Source organism: Winogradskyella sp. (assembly GCF_965228925.1).
Taxonomy (GTDB): domain Bacteria; phylum Bacteroidota; class Bacteroidia; order Flavobacteriales; family Flavobacteriaceae; genus Winogradskyella.
In genome coordinates this window covers 4,998,072-5,016,535 of sequence record NZ_OZ245845.1, presented here as the reverse complement: position 1 = coordinate 5,016,535, position 18,464 = coordinate 4,998,072, and the positions used below count along the sequence as shown (strand labels likewise).

The 18,464-nt window shown below is 36.4% G+C and carries 16 protein-coding genes; 6 read left to right on the top strand and 10 right to left on the bottom strand.

The window, feature by feature from the left end:
* Nucleotides 1-63: 63 nt before the first annotated feature.
* A complete protein-coding gene (argS, locus tag ACO052_RS20605; RefSeq protein ID WP_422105701.1) occupies nt 64-1,845 on the top strand; it encodes an arginine--tRNA ligase in 1,782 nt (593 codons plus the stop codon).
* Between the two features lie 200 nt (nt 1,846-2,045).
* Nucleotides 2,046-3,344, top strand: a complete 1,299-nt coding sequence (locus ACO052_RS20600) for a carboxypeptidase-like regulatory domain-containing protein (RefSeq protein ID WP_422105700.1) — start codon at nt 2,046-2,048, stop codon at nt 3,342-3,344.
* Nucleotides 3,345-3,418: 74 nt separating this feature from the next.
* Here ACO052_RS20600 and ACO052_RS20595 read toward each other — a convergent pair whose 3' ends face one another.
* The 4 genes from ACO052_RS20595 to ACO052_RS20580 all read right to left on the bottom strand — a co-directional run bounded on the left by ACO052_RS20595 (nt 3,419) and on the right by ACO052_RS20580 (nt 7,810).
* On the bottom strand, nt 3,419-3,964 hold the full coding sequence (locus tag ACO052_RS20595; RefSeq protein WP_422105699.1) for a YfiT family bacillithiol transferase: 546 nt from the start codon (nt 3,962-3,964) through the stop codon (nt 3,419-3,421).
* A gap of 44 nt (nt 3,965-4,008) precedes the next feature.
* On the bottom strand, nt 4,009-6,306 hold the full coding sequence (locus ACO052_RS20590; protein WP_422105698.1) for a TonB-dependent receptor domain-containing protein: 2,298 nt from the start codon (nt 6,304-6,306) through the stop codon (nt 4,009-4,011).
* On the bottom strand, nt 6,299-7,192 hold the full coding sequence (locus tag ACO052_RS20585; RefSeq protein ID WP_422105697.1) for a FecR family protein: 894 nt from the start codon (nt 7,190-7,192) through the stop codon (nt 6,299-6,301). Before ACO052_RS20585 ends, ACO052_RS20590 begins: the two co-directional genes overlap by 8 nt.
* Before the next feature lie 102 nt (nt 7,193-7,294).
* Nucleotides 7,295-7,810 carry an RNA polymerase sigma factor gene (locus tag ACO052_RS20580; RefSeq protein WP_422105696.1) on the bottom strand — a complete coding sequence of 172 codons (516 nt, stop codon included), beginning with the start codon at nt 7,808-7,810 and terminating at the stop codon, nt 7,295-7,297.
* A 99-nt stretch (nt 7,811-7,909) separates the two neighbouring features.
* Here ACO052_RS20580 and ACO052_RS20575 point away from each other — a divergent pair, with 99 nt between their 5' ends.
* The 4 genes from ACO052_RS20575 (at nt 7,910) to ACO052_RS20560 (ending at nt 13,314) form a co-directional block, all read left to right on the top strand.
* Nucleotides 7,910-9,928: a hypothetical protein gene (locus tag ACO052_RS20575; RefSeq protein WP_422105695.1), complete on the top strand. Its 2,019-nt coding sequence runs from the start codon at nt 7,910-7,912 to the stop codon at nt 9,926-9,928.
* Between the two features lie 689 nt (nt 9,929-10,617).
* Nucleotides 10,618-11,949 (top strand): signal recognition particle protein, encoded by a 1,332-nt coding sequence (gene ffh, locus ACO052_RS20570; protein ID WP_422105694.1) that lies wholly within the window; start codon nt 10,618-10,620, stop codon nt 11,947-11,949.
* Nucleotides 11,950-12,001: 52 nt separating this feature from the next.
* Nucleotides 12,002-12,373, top strand: a complete 372-nt coding sequence (locus tag ACO052_RS20565; RefSeq protein ID WP_422105693.1) for a four helix bundle protein — start codon at nt 12,002-12,004, stop codon at nt 12,371-12,373.
* Between the two features lie 56 nt (nt 12,374-12,429).
* Nucleotides 12,430-13,314, top strand: coding sequence for a bifunctional 5,10-methylenetetrahydrofolate dehydrogenase/5,10-methenyltetrahydrofolate cyclohydrolase (locus ACO052_RS20560; protein ID WP_422105692.1), 885 nt, complete (start codon nt 12,430-12,432; stop codon nt 13,312-13,314).
* Between the two features lies 1 nt (nt 13,315).
* Here ACO052_RS20560 and ACO052_RS20555 read toward each other — a convergent pair whose 3' ends face one another.
* From ACO052_RS20555 to ACO052_RS20530, 6 genes are all read right to left on the bottom strand, one after another.
* Entirely contained in the window at nt 13,316-13,753 is a 438-nt protein-coding gene (locus ACO052_RS20555; RefSeq protein WP_422105691.1) for a VOC family protein, read from the bottom strand.
* Between the two features lie 93 nt (nt 13,754-13,846).
* On the bottom strand, nt 13,847-14,725 hold the full coding sequence (locus ACO052_RS20550; RefSeq protein WP_422105690.1) for a tetratricopeptide repeat protein: 879 nt from the start codon (nt 14,723-14,725) through the stop codon (nt 13,847-13,849).
* A gap of 56 nt (nt 14,726-14,781) precedes the next feature.
* The gene (locus tag ACO052_RS20545) at nt 14,782-15,873 is read right to left on the bottom strand and encodes a helix-turn-helix domain-containing protein (protein ID WP_422105689.1); all 1,092 of its coding nucleotides are present in this window, start codon (nt 15,871-15,873) and stop codon (nt 14,782-14,784) included.
* Nucleotides 15,874-15,980: 107 nt separating this feature from the next.
* Nucleotides 15,981-16,595 carry a hypothetical protein gene (locus ACO052_RS20540; protein WP_422105688.1) on the bottom strand — a complete coding sequence of 205 codons (615 nt, stop codon included), beginning with the start codon at nt 16,593-16,595 and terminating at the stop codon, nt 15,981-15,983.
* 1 nt (nt 16,596) lies between these two features.
* Complete coding sequence (locus tag ACO052_RS20535; RefSeq protein WP_422105687.1) at nt 16,597-17,658, bottom strand: linear amide C-N hydrolase; 1,062 nt, start codon at nt 17,656-17,658, stop codon at nt 16,597-16,599.
* A gap of 102 nt (nt 17,659-17,760) precedes the next feature.
* The gene (locus tag ACO052_RS20530; protein WP_422105686.1) at nt 17,761-18,363 is read right to left on the bottom strand and encodes a LytR/AlgR family response regulator transcription factor; all 603 of its coding nucleotides are present in this window, start codon (nt 18,361-18,363) and stop codon (nt 17,761-17,763) included.
* Nucleotides 18,364-18,464: the final 101 nt, after the last annotated feature.

The window sequence follows — 18,464 nt, the reverse complement described above, 5'->3', positions numbered from 1 at the left end:
CTTAATGAAATAATAAAACTGCTATCTTTGCAGGCGTTTAAAAGCCAAAGCATAGAATAAAATATGAAGCTTCAGGATACTTTAGAATTACAGGTTAAGGCCGCTGTAAAAGCCTTGTTTCAATCGGAATTGGAATCTGTTGAATTTCAGGCAACTCGTAAGGAGTTTGCAGGAGATATTACGGTGGTCGTGTTTCCGATGTTGCGCGTTATTAAAGGAAATCCTGCAGTCATTGGTGAACAAATAGGAGCATACTTGCAAGATCATGTCAGTTTGGTCAAGGGGTTTAATGTGGTCAAGGGGTTTTTAAATATTGAAATTGATGATGCCTATTATACGACGTTCTTTAATTCGATAAAGGACAACGAAAACTATGGTTTTGCTGAGCTTAAGGACGGTAAGGCCGTCATGGTAGAATACTCATCTCCAAACACTAATAAGCCCCTGCACTTAGGCCATGTAAGAAATGTACTGTTAGGCTATGCCGTAGCTGAGATTTTAAAGGCGTCTGGAAAGAAAGTCTATAAAACCCAGATTATCAATGATAGAGGGATTCATATTTGTAAAAGCATGTTGGCCTGGCAGTGTTTTGGCAACGGGGAGACCCCGGAATCTTCTGGTCTAAAAGGCGACAAGTTGGTGGGGAAATATTATGTGGAATTTGATAAAGCTTACAAACAGGATATTTCTGATTTAATATCTAAAGGACAGTCTGAAGAAGAAGCCAAAAAGAATGCGCCGATTCTATTAGAAGCACAAAATATGCTACGTCATTGGGAAGCTGGTGATAAAGCGGTGGTCGCCCTTTGGGAAAAAATGAACGGTTGGGTCTACGATGGTTTTGAAGCTACGTATAGAGCTATTGGTGTCGATTTTGATGAATACTATTATGAAAGCCAGACCTACTTGTTAGGGAAAGAATTTATTGCTGAGGGTTTAAAAACAGGTGTCTTTTTTAAAAAAGATGATGGTTCGGTATGGTGCGATTTAACCGAAGATGGTCTTGATGAAAAAATTGTATTGAGAGCCGATGGTACGGCGGTTTACATGACCCAAGATATAGGGACGGCTATTCAACGAATCAAGGATTACCCCGATGTTGGTGGTATGGTGTATACGGTGGGTAATGAGCAGGATTATCATTTTAAGGTACTGTTCTTGATTTTGAAGAAGCTCGGATTTGACTGGGCAGAAAACTTATATCATTTAAGTTATGGTATGGTGGATTTGCCAAGCGGTAAAATGAAAAGTAGGGAAGGTACGGTAGTTGATGCCGATGATTTGATTGAAGAAATGGCGGATACTGCCGAAGAAATTTCTAAAGAATTAGGGAAATTAGATGATTATTCCGAAGCAGATAAAAAAGCACTTTACAAGACAATTGGCTTAGGAGCATTAAAGTATTACATCTTAAAGGTGGATCCGAAAAAACGTATTTTATTCGACCCTAAAGAGTCTATAGATTTTCAGGGAAATACAGGTCCCTTCATCCAGTATACTTATGCTAGAATACAATCCATATTAAGAAAGGCTGGTAGCGTAGAAGATACCACAATCGGTGGAGTTGAAGTATCGATTCATGAAAAGGAGAAGCAATTGCTAAAGCAGTTAGAACAGTTTCCTGAGGTGATTCAAAATGCAGCAATGCAGCATAGTCCTGCTCTGATTGCTAATTACACCTATGATTTGGTTAAAGATTTTAATTCATTCTACCAAAATGTATCTATTCTCGGCGCAGAGAAAGAAGAGGAAAAAATCTTCAGGGTACAGCTTTCAAAAACAGTTGGACAAACCATAAAAAATGCATTTAGTGTTTTAGGTATTGATGTCCCTGAACGCATGTAGACGAGTTTGCGGAGTGTCTGCCATTAAACTATTTTTAACACTTTGATTCATAGTCCCTACCGTGTTTTTCTGTATCTTTGCAGACGGTAAAGCGTTATATAAAATGCTATATAATAAGCCATAATGGTATCGTTGATACACACTTCAATATTATTGGCGAAATACATCTGGCTTACTCAGAACAATAAAAAATTGATCAGATGAAAACAATTAACTTTCTCAAATCTTTTGCCGGCACATGCATTGCTTTGTTGTTGGTAACCTTTACACTAAGCGCTCAGGGAAACTTCACTGAATTTAGTGGTAAAGTGGTCGATGGTAAAACAAATAAGGCTTTAGACGCGGCGAGCCTTAATGTTAATGAAACCAATATCAGTACGATTACCAACTCCGAAGGTGAATTTTTACTGAAGGTGCCCAATGATTATTTAGATTCAAAAGTCATTGTCAATTTATTGGGATATAACACGCGCGTTGTTCCGCTTTCAGAGCTTTCCAAAACGAACAATGTCATAGAATTGTATCAGGCGGTCACCGAACTATCAGCCGTTAATATTTCGGCCTTTAAAGATGCTGAAAGTTTAGTGCGTAAAGTCTTTAAGAATAAAGATAAAAGCCATCAAAACGAATCTGTTTACATGACCGCGTTTTATAGGGAAACCATTAAAAGGCGTAGTAGAAACGTGTCTTTAACGGAGGCTGTAGTCAATGTGATGAAGTATCCTAATACATCATCAGTACCTGACGCCATAAAACTCAATAAGGCTCGAAAAAGTACGGACTATAAACGTTTAGATACGGTGTCCGTTAAGCTTCAGGGAGGTCCGTTTTCAACGATATATTTGGATATTATGAAGTACCCAGAATATATTTTCACGGATGAAACGATTCCTAGTTATAGCTTTTCATTTAGTGCTCCCTCAAGAGTCAATAACAGAAACGTCTATGTCGTAGATTTTAACCCTAAAAATGACGCGTTGAACTATGGTTACATAGGTAAACTTTATGTAGATGTAGAGTCTTTAGCCTTGGTCAGTGCAGATTATACTTTAGATCTTAGCAATAAGAATAAAAGCAAAAACCTACTGGTAAAGAAAAAGCCAAGTAGTGTCATTGTTTATCCTTTGGAAGCTAACTATAAGGTGGATTATAAAGAAAAGGGTGACAAATGGTATTACAGTTATTCAAATTTGTATTTAAAGTTTAAGGTCAATAAAAAGCGACAGCTATTTAATAAAGTCTATAGTTTGTCGAGCGAAATGGCCGTTACCGATTGGGAGATTGATATCACTGATCGTAAGATAAAAAGTAGAGAGAAGCTGAGACCTTCTGTCATCATTACAGATGCAATTTCTGGATTTTCTGATCCCGATTTTTGGGGTGAATACAATTTAATAGAACCCGATAAATCTATTGAAACGGCTATTGATAAAATAAGAAAAAACATAGAAAAGCAGAAGCGAAAGGAGAAAAGGGCAACCGCTAACGGGAAACCTTAAATTATAACCATATAGCTTATGAAGCCCAGAGACTAGTCTTCTGGGCTTTATGTTTTATGGTCAGTAAGTATGTGTTAGTTAAATGCTCCCTTAAATTGAAGCGCTTGCTCTATATGCGCAAAATGATGATTACTATGCCAGGCATAAACACCAATGGTTTCTCCTAAGGTATAGGTTTTGTCATGTTCTGGATGGACAAATTCGCGCTTTAAATCATTATCAGAAAAACTTTTGAGCAAAACCCCAAGTTTGTTATGCACTCCCTTTAAGATAGCCATGGGCGCATCTAGGGACTCAGAATAATCAACGAGTTTTGCAAAACGGTCTTCAAAATAAGGTCGAATGGTAGGTCTATTTTCAGTGAGTGCCAATTTAAATCGAATAATACTATTCATATGGCTATCTGCACAATGGTGCACCACTTGTTTAATGGTCCAGCCGTTTGGTCTGTATTTAAAGCTTAATTCACTGTCAGTTAGGTCTTGCGTTATGGATGCTATGCGATTTGGTAATGACTCTATGTCGGCAATCCATTGGTCTATATGCTGTTGTGTAATTTGTTCTGGTTTTTCAAATTCACCAATAGGAAATCGAAGTTTATGAAATTCTTGTTCAGTCATAGGATTAAAATTTAGAACTTAAAATTAAGCATTAAATGCTTAGTTTAGAAGTTAACTCTAAAACTCAAGTTGGGCGTAAATTTTAATGACTGGTTATTGACCTCCACAATATTGTCGTCAGCATCAAATGCGTAGTAGCGATTAATAATATTAGACCGGTTAAATAGATTCCAAATCGAAGCGCCAGCTTCAGCTTTTATACCCTTGGAGATATCGAATTTATAAATGGCAGAGATATCTGTTCTAAAATAATCGGGCAATCTCACGTTATTGGGAGTATTGTATTCTATAGAAGGGTTATTGGGGATTTGAACTTGTGACGGTTCCGTGTAAGTACGACCAGAATGCCAATTTATACCCAATCCCAATTTAAAACTCTTAAGACTATAGGTCAAGGAAGCATTGGCGACATGGGCAATGTCTACATTATTCGGAAAAGCCGCGCCATTGTTTATCGTATCGAATTTATAATTATTTTGGCTTAGTGTATAGCTCAACCAGGCACTAAAATCCTTAAAGCGTTTATTGATAAGAAAATCCAAACCGGTTATAGTGTAGGAACCAATATCATTGACAAACTGAAATTGGTTCTGAAAGCCCTGACTTTGTGCAGTAATATCATCCACATTTTTATAATAACCTTCAAGAGACACCAATAAATTATTTTGATTGTAACTGACGCCCAGAGATATTTGTTGGCTTCTTACCAGCGGAACATCGTCTAAGTTAGAGAGTAGCCATCGGCGTTTTTCAATACCAAAAAAGTCTTGTTGGAGATCGATAACTTGGGTTATGGATTGACTTTTTAGTTCACCAAGGATTTCAAGTCTAATAGCATTAGAAATCTTTTGATTAAAGGCAAACCTGGGTTCAATAACAAGTTCTTTTAATTTTTCAAAATAGCTGATTCTAGCCCCTAAACGAATGTAAGTATTACGAGATTTGGAATAGCGTTCAGTTTCTCCAAAAAACGCATGAGTTCTGATAATTTCTTTTACCAGACTTGTAAAATCCGGATTAGAGACATCTTCAAAATCCGTAACACCAACTTCATTGAATTGATAGCCGCCTCTTAATTGCGTATTATAATCTATAGTTTTTGACAGGTCTAATCGTAGCCCATAATCTTCTACTTTGTTTTCTTGAATAAGGAGTTGGTCATTGGTGATGTCATTATTTTGGGCGTCCAAGTCGTAGTTGGAATAATAGAATTGGGCTGAGGCCTGTAAATCATCATTAAAAATCTTCGAATACGTAGCACTAGCACCATAACTCACTTGATTTAAGGCGCTTCTGGTTTCTTGAAGGTTATTGTCCGAATTCGTGAATATTTGATTGTAATCAAGATCATTGTAAATGTTAAGTAAACTCACCCGAAGTTTAGAAGTGTCATCGATATCGTATAAAAACTTGGCATTAAGATCATAAAAAAGGAAACGCTCATTTAGAGCTACAACAGAACTAATGTCACTTGAAACGTTAAGTTCAGAATCTCTAAAAATTCGATCAAAATAAGCGTCATAAGTTGTCGAGGCCAAAAGGTCTGTAAAAGCCCGTCTTGCAGAAATTTGTAACTCCATCTTTTTACTTAACGGAATTTTTGCATAGCCATCGACATTCAGAAGATTAGTGCCTATACCTGCGCTAGACCTGTGGTCAATTCGGTCTGAATTTTTGATTGAAATCGTACTAGAAACACCATTACCAAAAAGGGCACTAGTACCATTTTTAGAAATCCGCATGTCATCTGACAAATAAGGGTTAAAGGCAGAAATTAGCCCAAAGAAATGACCGGACTGATACATTCTGATGCCTTCATAAAGAACAAGATTTTGATCATTGGTACCGCCTCTAACATTGATATTTGATATGCGCTCGTCAACACTAATTATACCTGGAAGATTCTGTAATATTTGTAATACGTCCGGTTCTATTAAACCTGGCAGAATATCAAACGCTTTGGCATCAATTTCTATAGTGCCATTATTGGTCTTAGAGATCCCTTTTGTTAGATAGTTGTTCACAACTACTTCTTCGAGGCGTTGCACGGATTTAACCTTTGGTGCTATGGCTATAAATCTACCGTCCAGTACTTTAAAGTCTAATGGCGTTAAAAATCTTAATTCGTTCAATGCTTGTTTTAGTGATAACTGAGGATTTAGTGGAGCGATAGCAATACCGTCTATGGTTTTTGTTTCGTAAGAGAACTTTACATCATAGCGTATTTCTAGTTGTTCGAGAATTTGAACAAGGGGTTGTGGTTCCTCATTTTGGCTATGGATTAAACTGAAAGAGGTAACGGCTAAAAAAAATAAAATGGCACGTAGTAAAAGTCTATTCACGCTTTAATACAATAGAAGTTCCAGACTTACTATAGCTTAAATTTAAAGGTATTGTAATAGACTGCAATGCTAAATCTAGATTTTTGTGGGTAAAACTTCCGCTAAATACGCGTAATCTATCTGCTTGGTCTACTAACACCTTTATGTTATAATAATTCTCAAGTTCTTCGATAACGTGTTTCAAAGGGGTGTTTTTAAATGTACTTTCACCGCGCAACCATGACGGTTGCGCAGCGATTTCTTTTTCATCAGCAAGTAACTTCCCATCTATAATTCTAATACGTTGTCCAGGATTTAATTTTAAAAGGTCTTCACCCATCGTTACGCCTACTAAGCCTTCAAAGCAAGTCACCTCAAAATAGTTATGGCGTTGTTTGACATTAAACTGAGTCCCCAAAACACTAACAATCGCTTTGTCTGTGATCACATCAAATGTTTTACCTCTGGCAACTTTAAAGAATGCTTCTCCTCTTAATGTCACTTCACGATTTTTGGTCCATCCACTCTCATTAAAAACGACGGATGAATTGGCATTTAGGAGAACTTCAGAAGCATCAGGTAATTCAATAGTTGTCTGTTTTGCTATTTGGGTATGGACTTCCGTGTCTAATGTCGTGGTGTAGTAATAGACGCTAAAACAAATCGCTAAAATAGCGGCTATTCTTAGCAGAGGCTTATACCATTTTGGTTGAGTGTTGTTAGGTCTAAGTTGGGGTTTTAAGTCCTCATAGTGTCTATCAACGAAGAACTCGGGAGATTTAAACGACTTTAGGGCAGCATCCATTTGGATTAAGTGCTGATAATCCTCCAGTTGCTCAAAAGCGTCTCGCTCCTCTGCACTTAGGTTATGGTCTAGCCATTTTTTTATGAGTGTTTCTCTGTCCATAGTTCTATTTCAGCTATATAACAGTTAATTAGCAAAAATTCCTACCTTCCATAGCTTGCAAATTCAAAAACTGCATATGTTGATTACTGTTGTTCACTTAAGTTATAAACCATCAATATCTTCTCGCAAGGCTTTCAAGGCGCCATAAATTCGCTTCTCAACAGCTTTTGTCGATATATCCAAAATGGCTGCAATTTCCTTAAATCGCTTTCCTTCAACACGGTTCATTAAAAAGGCTACACGCTGTGCTTCAGTTAGATTGGCAAGTGCCTTTTGTAACTTTTTATGATATTCTTTTTCCTGTAATATAAATTCAGGCGATTCGTTAGTAGATATTTTTTGAGGGAGTTTCTCATATTTCAAAACCACTTTTTGGTGGGCAACGGCATTGAGCATTAGATTGTTGGCCGTGGTAAACAAAAAACTCTTGGCTTTGTCTGGGGAAATCTTTGCACAGTTCTGCCACAGTTTTATAAAAGCATCTTGTACTTTATCTTTAGGATTCAGGCGTTCCCCAAATTTGTAATATAGAAAATCATAGAGGTTTTTTGAGTGTTTTTCGTATAAACGCTCAAATAAACGCTCTTCGCAGATATGGTCTTGTAAAGGTCGGTTCATAATTTTCGCTTCACAAATTATAAATAAATTTTCTAAGGAACAGGTAGGAAAAATAAATTACGGGCTGTTGTATAATAAAAATCAAAAAGCTCCAATGTTATGAAAATGAAAATCAATCAGTTATTTCTTTATGCCTTTTTTGCCCTTTTAGCATTCACTGCTTGTCAAGATGAAGAGGTAAACGTTAATAATCCCGATACACAGGAAATCATCCAACCCGATTCCCAAGTGGCCGCATTTATGAGTAGTGTTACTGCCAATTATGGGGCTTATGATGATATTTTGGATGAGTCTAGCTGTTTCTCTATTGAATTGCCAGTAACAATTATAGTAGGAGATATTACCATTGTTATAGAAACTTTAGAAGACATTGAGGGGCTCGAAGAGCTATTCGAAGCCTTTGAAGATGAAGAAGACTTTTTTGATTTTGTATTTCCGATCACAATAATCTTTAGTGATTATTCAGAAATCATCATTGAAAATTTGGATCAACTCGAAACATTTATTGAAGAATGTGACCTCGATGAGGATGGCGTTGATGACGATATTATTGAGTGTGTAGACTTTGTATATCCGATTACATTTTCTGTATTTAATACTGAATTTGATATTGTGGATACCGTCACCATTGAAAATGACGAAGCCTTATACAACTTCTTAGACGGATTAGATGACGACGAAGAGGCCTTAATAGTTAGTTTAAATTATCCTGTGACCTTGGTTTATGCCAATGGCGAAACGATAACGGTCACCTCTAATCAAGAATTGGCTGATGCCATTGAAGCGGCCGAAGATGATTGCGAAGACGATGAAGAGGAGGATATTTGCGACCTTAACCTTGAAGAACTCGAAGCCATTTTGTTGGAATGTGCTTTCGACGTAGAGATTTATGACGAAAGTGATGATTTATCCGATAGCCTTCAATTTGCATTTAATGCATCTGGATCGATAGTGGCTACTGGAGATGCAGCTGTTGTTGACGAAGGAGAATGGGGCTTGGTAGAAACCGATTTAGGGAAGAAATTAATAATAGAAGGCTTGCAGACCTTTACGTTGGCTAATGGTTTATGGTTATTGGATGAATGTGATGAGGACGGTGAATTGGAGTTTGTAAAAGAGACTGATAATGGTCATTTTACTATGGAACTTGAATTAGATTGTGAGGGTGATGGAGAGGACGATTGCACTCAAGAAGAAGTAAGCGATTATTTATTATCATGCAATATTATACCTACGGTAGATGGTTATACATCACCACTTACGACGTTTCAATTTTCAGAGGACAATACTATTTTCACTATGTACCAAGGCGACCTTCCACATAGTGGAACATGGGATATTAGTTCTGATGAGGATGGAATTTTTATAGTTATTAATTTCACTCCTTTTATAGACCAGTATTATAATGGACAATGGTATTTGTCTGAATGTGATGATAATGGTTTAGTTTTTCATCAAGGCGATAGAGAGCTCATATTAGTATGTCAAGCATATGAAGAGAATCCTTTTGAATGCTTTGGTAATTATGATTTAAGTGTTTGTGATGATGAAACTCAAGACACCACAGAAGCATTTGATCTCAACCTTATATTTTCAAACTGTCCGAATGATGACGTTTCTTACGAGTTTTATCATACTGTTGAAGATGCAGAAAATCAGACAAATCCATTACCAAATCCATTTAATAATACTACAAACCCTCAAACAATTTACTCTAGAGTTTCGCTTGCAGGTGATCCAAATATTTTTGAAATATTCACTCATGATTTAATAGTTGAGGATTGTACCAACTATTGTACTGAGGAAGATGTTGACGGTATTCTTATGGAATGTATTTGGAATGCCGTGAACTACAATGGCAGTGATAATTTAATGGAATGGAATTTTGACTTTGAAGGTGCCAATAATATTGTCGTGATCTATACAGATACGGAGACCATTGATGCCACATGGATCACCTCGCAATCAGAAGATGGTGTTGTCCTGACGTTCTCTAACGTTGCTGGGCCAAATATTCAGGCCATTAACGGGGAATGGTTAGTTGTAGAATGTACCGAAGAAGCTTTACAGCTCCAACGAGGAAATGACTTTTTAATATTGGAAAGGAATTGTGAATAATAAAATGAACCGCTAAATAAGTTAGTATTTTTTTAGTAAGTTTAAGTTGATGAAGAGGGTTGCCAACCGCTAGGCTGCCCTTTTCTTTTTAGTGAAGCTCAGCTTTTTAAAGCCTGAAAGGCGCATAAAAAGCTGCAAGCTGAACTAATCCCGCTGCATAGCGGGATCTTTTTAACATATGCCCCGAGCCGTTGCTCAGTTTTTTAAAGCCCGAAAGGCGCATAAAAAGCTGCAAGCTGAACTAATCCCGCTGTATAGCGGGATCTTTTTAACATATTTCCCGAACAGTTGCTCAGTTTTTTAAAGCCTGAAAGGCGCCTAAAAAACTGTAAGCTGAACCTGTCTTTGTCGCCCCGCCTTCCGAAGTCTTGCACGGAGGACAGGCAGGTTAATCCCACAATAAGATGAGATCTTTGTAATATTCTCAATTGCACCCTTATAGAATTATAGATATGCTATGCGTTTATCTCTTGTAAATTCTTAAATTTCTTCTGTGGAAACCTAAATTTTCTAAAAAAAACACAAAATTTAGCTTCACTTCAGGAACCACTTCGTTAGTACATAAATTTGTTTCATTTAGCGTTTTAGAATATTCAAATGAAAAAATTCATGTACTTTTGCATCTTATTAAATTAGAATAAGTCGTGATGATTCTGCGTACTGAATACTGCGACTGAAAACTGAAAAATATGTTCAATAATTTAAGTGAAAAGTTAGATAAAGCCTTACACGTTCTAAAGGGGCATGGAAGTATTACTGAAGTCAATGTAGCCGAAACCCTAAAGGAAGTTAGACGTGCGCTTTTAGATGCCGATGTTAATTTTAAAATAGCCAAGGAATTTACCAATAAAGTCAAGGAAAAGGCATTAGGTCAAAATGTATTGACCACTTTGCAACCTGGACAATTGATGGTTAAAATCGTTAAAGATGAGTTAACCGAACTTATGGGTGGCGATGCTGAAGGCATTAACCTATCAGGTAATCCAAGTGTCATTTTAATGTCTGGTTTGCAAGGTTCGGGTAAGACCACCTTTTCAGGAAAGCTTGCCAACTATCTTAAGAATAAAAAGACCAAAAAACCCTTATTGGTTGCTTGTGATGTTTACCGTCCTGCGGCGATTGACCAGCTTCATGTGGTTGGGGATCAAATCAGTGTTGAGGTTTATAGCGATAAGGGCAACAGTGACCCGGTAGCCATTGCCCAAGCTGGTATAGCACATGCAAAAGCCAATGGTCACAATGTGGTAATTATAGATACAGCAGGTCGTTTAGCGGTTGATGAAGCGATGATGACCGAAATCTCTAATATCCATAAAGCCATTGAACCTCAAGAAACCTTGTTTGTAGTCGACTCTATGACCGGTCAAGATGCGGTGAATACAGCTAAGGCATTTAATGATATTCTAAATTTTGATGGTGTTATTCTAACAAAGTTAGATGGTGATACGAGAGGTGGTGCAGCGATTTCTATTAAATCGGTAGTCAACAAACCTATAAAGTTTATTGGTACAGGTGAGAAAATGGAAGCCATCGATGTCTTCTACCCATCACGTATGGCCGATCGTATTTTGGGAATGGGAGACGTAGTGTCCCTTGTTGAAAGAGCCCAGGAACAATTTGATGAAGAGGAAGCACGCAAACTGCAGAAGAAAATTGCCAAAAACCAGTTTGGATTTGATGATTTCTTAAAACAGATTCAGCAAATCAAAAAAATGGGTAATATGAAGGATCTCATCGGAATGATACCCGGCGCTGGAAAAATGATGAAAGGCATTGATATTGATGATGATGCCTTTAAAGGTATTGAAGCCATTATACATTCCATGACGCCAGCTGAACGCTCCAACCCATCTATAATTAATGCAAGTCGCAAGAAAAGAATTGGAAAAGGATCTGGAACATCAGTACAAGAAGTTAATCAGCTGTTAAAGCAGTTCACCCAAATGAGCAAAATGATGAAGATGATGCAAGGTGGTGGCGGAAAACGCATGATGCAGATGATGAAGAATATGCCCAGATAATTGAGTTTGCAGTCTCGGTATTCAGTAAGCAGAATCAAATAAAGTTATATTCATGGATTTCAAAAAATTATTAGCTTATCAAAAGGGATTTGATTTAGCTATGTCAATTTTTGAAATTTCTAAAGCATTCCCGAAAGAAGAATTGTATTCGCTTACAGATCAAATCAGAAGAAGTTCAAGGTCGGTTTGTGCTAATCTTTCTGAAGCTTATAGAAAGAGAAGATATATTAGGCATTTTATAAGTAAACTAACTGATGCTGATGGAGAGAATTCGGAGTCTAGTACGTGGCTTGATTTTGCTTATGAATGCAGTTACATCACAAAACAAGAACATAATAATTTATCAAAACAAGTTGAAGAAGTTGGTAGATTAATAAATTATATGATTAATAATCCAGAGAAGTTTGGAGTCAAAGTTGAGTAATTAGATCTTTAAAACTGCTGGCAACTGTGACTGCGACTGAAAACTAAAAATAAGATATGACAATTTTAGACGGAAGAAAAACAAGCAAGGAGATTAAGGATGAGATAAAGGTCGAAGTTGATAAAATGAAGGCCAATGGGGAAAAGGTCCCACATCTTGCTGCTGTCATTGTAGGTAATGATGGCGCCAGTTTAACCTATGTTGGTAGTAAAGTTAGAGCTTGTGAGCGTGTGGGTTTTGAATCTACCATGGTACGTTTACCAAACACAACTAGTGAGATAGAACTGTTGGATACTATTGAAGATTTAAACCATAATAAGGATATCGATGGTTTTATTATTCAGTTGCCCTTGCCACCGCAAATTAATACCCAAAAGGTTTTAATGGCGGTCCACCCAGATAAGGATGTGGATGGTTTCCATCCCACAAATTTCGGAAAGATGGCCTTGGATATGTCCACTTTTATTCCTGCCACTCCGTTTGGAATTTTAGAACTTATCGACCGTTATGGCGTAGAAACCAAAGGAAAACACACCGTAGTTATAGGTCGCTCGCATATTGTAGGACGTCCTATGAGCATTTTAATGGGGCGTAAGGGCTTTCCAGGGAACTCTACGGTAACACTTACACACAGTCATACCAAAAATATTACACAAATCACGTCACAGGCGGATATTATTATCACCGCTCTTGGTGTACCGGGTTTTTTAAAGGCAGAAATGGTAAAAGACGATGCTGTAATCATTGATGTTGGGATTACTCGTGTTCCAGACGACTCAGAAAAAGGCTATTATATAACAGGAGATGTTGATTTTGAAAATGTGAGTAAAAAGGCCAGTTTTATTACACCAGTTCCGGGTGGTGTAGGACCCATGACCATAGCCATGCTTCTTAAAAATACACTTTTAGCCAGAGAACAGCACAGAAAAAATAGGAGCTAGATTATTTAGCAAATAATTGATTTAAATCCTTAAAGGCCTTAAATTCTAGCGCATTACCTGAAGGGTCTTTAAAAAACATGGTAGCTTGTTCACCAACTTGTCCTTCAAAGCGTATATAGGGTTCTATAACAAAAGTGATACCCTTAGACTCTAAGTGCTCGGCAAACTCATGAAAGGTATCCCAGGGCAACACCACACCAAAATGAGGTACAGGAACATCCTTTCCGTCGACTAAATTGGTGTGCAGCGCCTCTTCTGTATCAATATCCTCAGGGTTAGGTTTGTAATGAATGACCAATTGATGTCCAAAGAAGTTGTAGTCTACCCAATGGTCACTACTTCGGCCTTCTTCAAAATTTAAGACGTTGGTATAGAAGTTTCTGCATTCTGCTAAGTTGGAGACAGGAATTGCCAAATGGAAAGGTGCAATTTTTGACATGATTATAGTATTGTAACAAATCAAAGATACATCAAAAAAGGCTTGCTAAATATAGAATTTAACAAGCCCAAAACAAATTGATCTAACCATCAATCAATTCAAATTTTCTGTTTTTCTTTTATATAAACCATCAAAGACCTTGGTCCATGCCTTTCCTTCATCCGTGCTCGATTCCATGGTTTGTCTAACGGTATCTTCGGTTTTATCATGGATGTATATCATTTTATACCAAACGCCATCTCCTTTTGCTATGAGTTGCATATTTCCATAAGTGTAATCTTCGGGTTCTTCATAATGACTTACACCACCATTGGCTACCCAATTTTGTTTCCATTTTTGATCTGCAGTGTCATAATAACTTATGGAGTTTCCGCCATTGCTATTAGTAGGCCGCCAATTTTCTAAAATACCACAAGCGCCATTGGTATGTGTAATGCTGCTTTCTGCAACTTTCTGACCTTGTACATAGACATCCCATTCTCCAATCCAAAAATCAAACTTTTTGTAATTGTCATCAAACCTACAGGGATTGGCTTGTTTATAGATGCTCTTCTTTATAGTCTTAAAACGACCATGATCTTTTAAGGCATCAAAAGCTTCGTCTTCTAATTGTTTAGAAAAACCAACCTGTAAACTGTCTAACGCTTCAAGCTCATCGAGGGCTTTATTTGGTTGATTTTCTGCGGTGTAACTTTTGGCCAACCACAAACGTACATAAGGCCCTTTAAGACCACTTTTTTTAGCAATTTCGAAATTCTCTATGGCCATTTTGTGCTTATTCAAATTGGCATAACTAAATGCCATATAATAATGAGCCATCGAATCTTTAGGATTGACTTTGAGCTGTTCTTTAGCGGTAGCAATAACTTTGTTGTATTCCTTATTCCCAAAATCTGGCTGGTATGGGCTGTTGTTTTGGGCGGGAACCTTAAGGAAGAGTAATACACTTATAACAAGGATAATAGTTTTCATGATAATTAATTGATAAGCTCAAAGTAAGATGACAATCGATGATGTGAAGTCCGTAATTATAAATGTTTACTTTTTTTATACGCTGTAGGCGTACAATTATGCTTTTTTTTGAAGGCTTTGTAAAATGTAACCTTGTTGTTAAAGCCAACCTCAAAATAAATGGTCTTTACATTATGACCATCGTTGTTTGAGCGCAATAACGCTTCGGCTTCCAAGAGGCGATAATCGTTTATGAAGGTATTAAAATTTTTACCAGATTTTTTATTGATGACCTTAGATAAAAGATGCGTAGAGTAACCTATTTTATCAGCTAGATTTGCCAAACGAAGTTCATTATCCTTAAACGGTTTTTCTCGTTCAATATAGTTAATGAGGTTACTGTAAAATTCATTGAGCAAATGATCTTCAAAACTATCCGATTTGTTTTCTATAGGCAAGAACACCTCAGAAAAAAACTCTCCATCAAAAATCTGAGGGACTTTATAAACGAAATAACCAATGGTGTAAATTGCTATTGACATAGAAATAGATATCATATAATCCCATTGGTTATTGAAAAATGAGAAATTTATTAAAATATAATATGAAATGTAACAGCATAAGAAAAGGGTGTAAAGTGCAATTAAAACTTTGACCCATTTCAAACGTATTTTTTCAAATTCAGTGGTCGCTCTATTATTTTTTTTGATGAGTTGAAGCATTAAAAAGAGGTAAAAGGCAAGGTGTACTATAATTAAAATATAATTAGATAACCACTTGTTTATAGATCCAACTGAGATGCTAAAATTAAAAATGTACTGAGACCAAATAAATAAAGTCAAAGCAATTGATAGGAAGGCAAATGCAAAATGAAGATAGAAAAATCTCATTTTAATGTTATGAAGTTTTAGCAGATAACTGTATAGTAATGGTCCAGCGGCATAGTAACCAATAAATTGAAATGTATTAAAGTAGGGGAGTTGTATATGATATTTTGTCCAAAACAGCACATATGAAAATAGAATGCTTGAAAAGGCTAATACTAAAAGGGCAATGGGGTAATTGCGTTTATTTTGGCCTGCTATTAAAACAACGAACAGAAAGATTCCCATGGCGACCGCAAATAGGAATCCTGAAGTCCAAGTGTCAAAAGATGGTGCTGATTGCATAAGAAACTAATGTAAACAAATAGCACGTACTAAGGTATAGTTTTATAAATATTTACTCAAGGTTAAGGTCCCTAACTACAATATATTTTGGTGAGATTCAGTCCAATTCACTCTTTTGAAGTTCTTTCACATTCTATTTTCCAAGTTGGATAAGTGATTTTTTCAGCCTTGTCTACCCATTCACCAACCCACTTATAACCTGTTTCGCTCATATCATAAAATGTAAGTCTGTAAAAGCCTTCCATACCATTTGGTGCTGTTTGATCTCTATAAAGCACAATTTTATTGCCGTCCTCCGTTTTATTGCCTTCCCAAGTTGGCAGCGTTGTAGGGGGAAATTTTATAGAGTAATAATGCACATACCATTTGCTGCTATCTGCAATGAACTGTCTAATGCTACCCGAATGACCACCGTCTTCCTTTATGGTTTCGTCTTGCACGGCATTACCGTTCATTATGTATTTCCACTTCCAAACCATGTTTTGCGTGTCTTGCCAAGTACCGTCGGGATTTCGAGCTGTGGACTTGCAGTTACATTCACCAATCATCGGTTCAAAATCTTTTACTTGTTCTGGGGCTTCTGGGTTTGGTAAGCCATAGGGATGCTTTTGAGAAGGTTCGTATTCGCTTTGTGCATGTAATTTACATGCCGACAACGTAAGTAAACTCACCGAAAAAAATAAAAGCGTTTTGTTTAGTATGTTCTTAATAGTTCTATTCATCTTAATGACATTTAATGTGTTCAATATATTTTAGCCTTCTTTTTTTAAAAGATTCATTCAATTTAATCTGTCTAGCGCTCTGTTGTATGGATTTTTCAAGGACAAGTGCATTAATTCTATTGTTGAATACTTTAAGTTTATTATTGATATTTCCTTTAAAATCTGTATCCAATTCTATGCATAAAGGCGCTGCGGTACAGTTGAAATTAATTGAATCAAATTCTAGATTTTTTAATTGGTTGCTCGAGAACGATTTAAAATAAATTTTTCGTTCGCATATATCATAAACAATACTCCATTTAGTAAAGCTGCCTTGTTTAACCTTATTGAGTATATTGAAAGCCGCTTTTATACTATTACCCTTTTCATTTCTTTTAAAATTGTCGATCATTTTACAAGCCGTGGCAAACCTTGAAAAAGAATTAGCTTTGAATGAAGGTTTTTCAAGTTTTTGGGCTGTGTTTTTTACAGTCTCATTTAGTGACTTTTTATAAGTGCTATTAGTTAATACGGAAAAAGGGATATTCTTTTTAGTATGCGCGACCAATTTCCCATTTAAAAACTCAATAGTTGTTGTGTTGCCAGAGGTATCGGCAACTAAAAAATGCAAGGGGACACCATTCGATGTTATTCTAATAAGCTTGTCTGAATTAATAACATCTTCGATGGTTGCACTATTGTCGAGTTGATACTGTATCCATTGTAATTCATCTAAAGATGCCCTTTTGTCCTTTTTTGGGTATTGCGTTTCACTTAGCCACATCAATTCGATGACCAAGCCCTTTTCATTCATCCCGCCCGAAGGAAATTCTTTGCCGTATTGGTTAAACGTAACACTACCATACTTAGAAACCCAGCTGATTGTATTTCCATCTTTTCGAACTTCAGAAGTTTTTGATAAGCCTTTATGGTTAATTATAATCATACCGCTTTCAGCAAACCAATCGTAGTTCTTACCAAAATAGTGTTTGCCATTTTTTGAAAAACAAAACGAGGTACATGCATTTACTTTTGGTACAGCAATTATTATTGTGAGAATAATTAATAAGTTTCTTTTTAACATATAAGCGTTGATATGCTTTCAAAGAAATAATAATAAAATGCTTTTAGATCTGTTTTTGCAGAGAACAGTACCGATTTTGCAGTAAAATAAGTTAACGAAATGCTAATTGATAAGTTTTCTGACTACGCTAAGGTTTTTCTTAGAGACCGGTATTTGTATCTTATTTTTAAGAGTTAAATAGGTCGATCCCGAAGATGTATAAAGTTCTTCAATAAAATCTGCGTTTATCAAGGCCTTCCTGTGTACCCTTATGAAGTTGTCGTCTAGCTTCTCATCTAATGCTTTTAAGGAACTGCGCATGGTATAAGTGTCGTCAGCTATGGTATGTACTTTGACGCAATAATCATCAGCTTCAATCCAGAGGATATCGGTCACAGGTACAATTTTTCTTTTATTACCAATCTTGATATTTAGAATTGAAGATTTATCGTCAATCCGACGTTTTAGTTGTTCATATAATTCCGTATTAGTCACTTTTAGTTCGGATAGGTTTTGGATTTTAATATGAAGTTGTTCATTGACATAGTACAAATGCATAATAACCGTCATGGCGATATAACCCAAGGTATACATAGGAGCTTTTTGATACATAAAGAACTGTAAGTACTCTGTTATAAACAATTCCATTGAAAAAGGATCACTACCAGTCATTTGTTGGCTGATGGAGATGATGACAATATTTATAATCACTAAGCCAATAATCAATAGTGAATATTTGAAAATTAATGACGCAGATAGTCTCGTATGACTTCTTTTAGAATGAACGTACCAAAAAATAAAGCCTGATAATAAAAACCAAATCAACC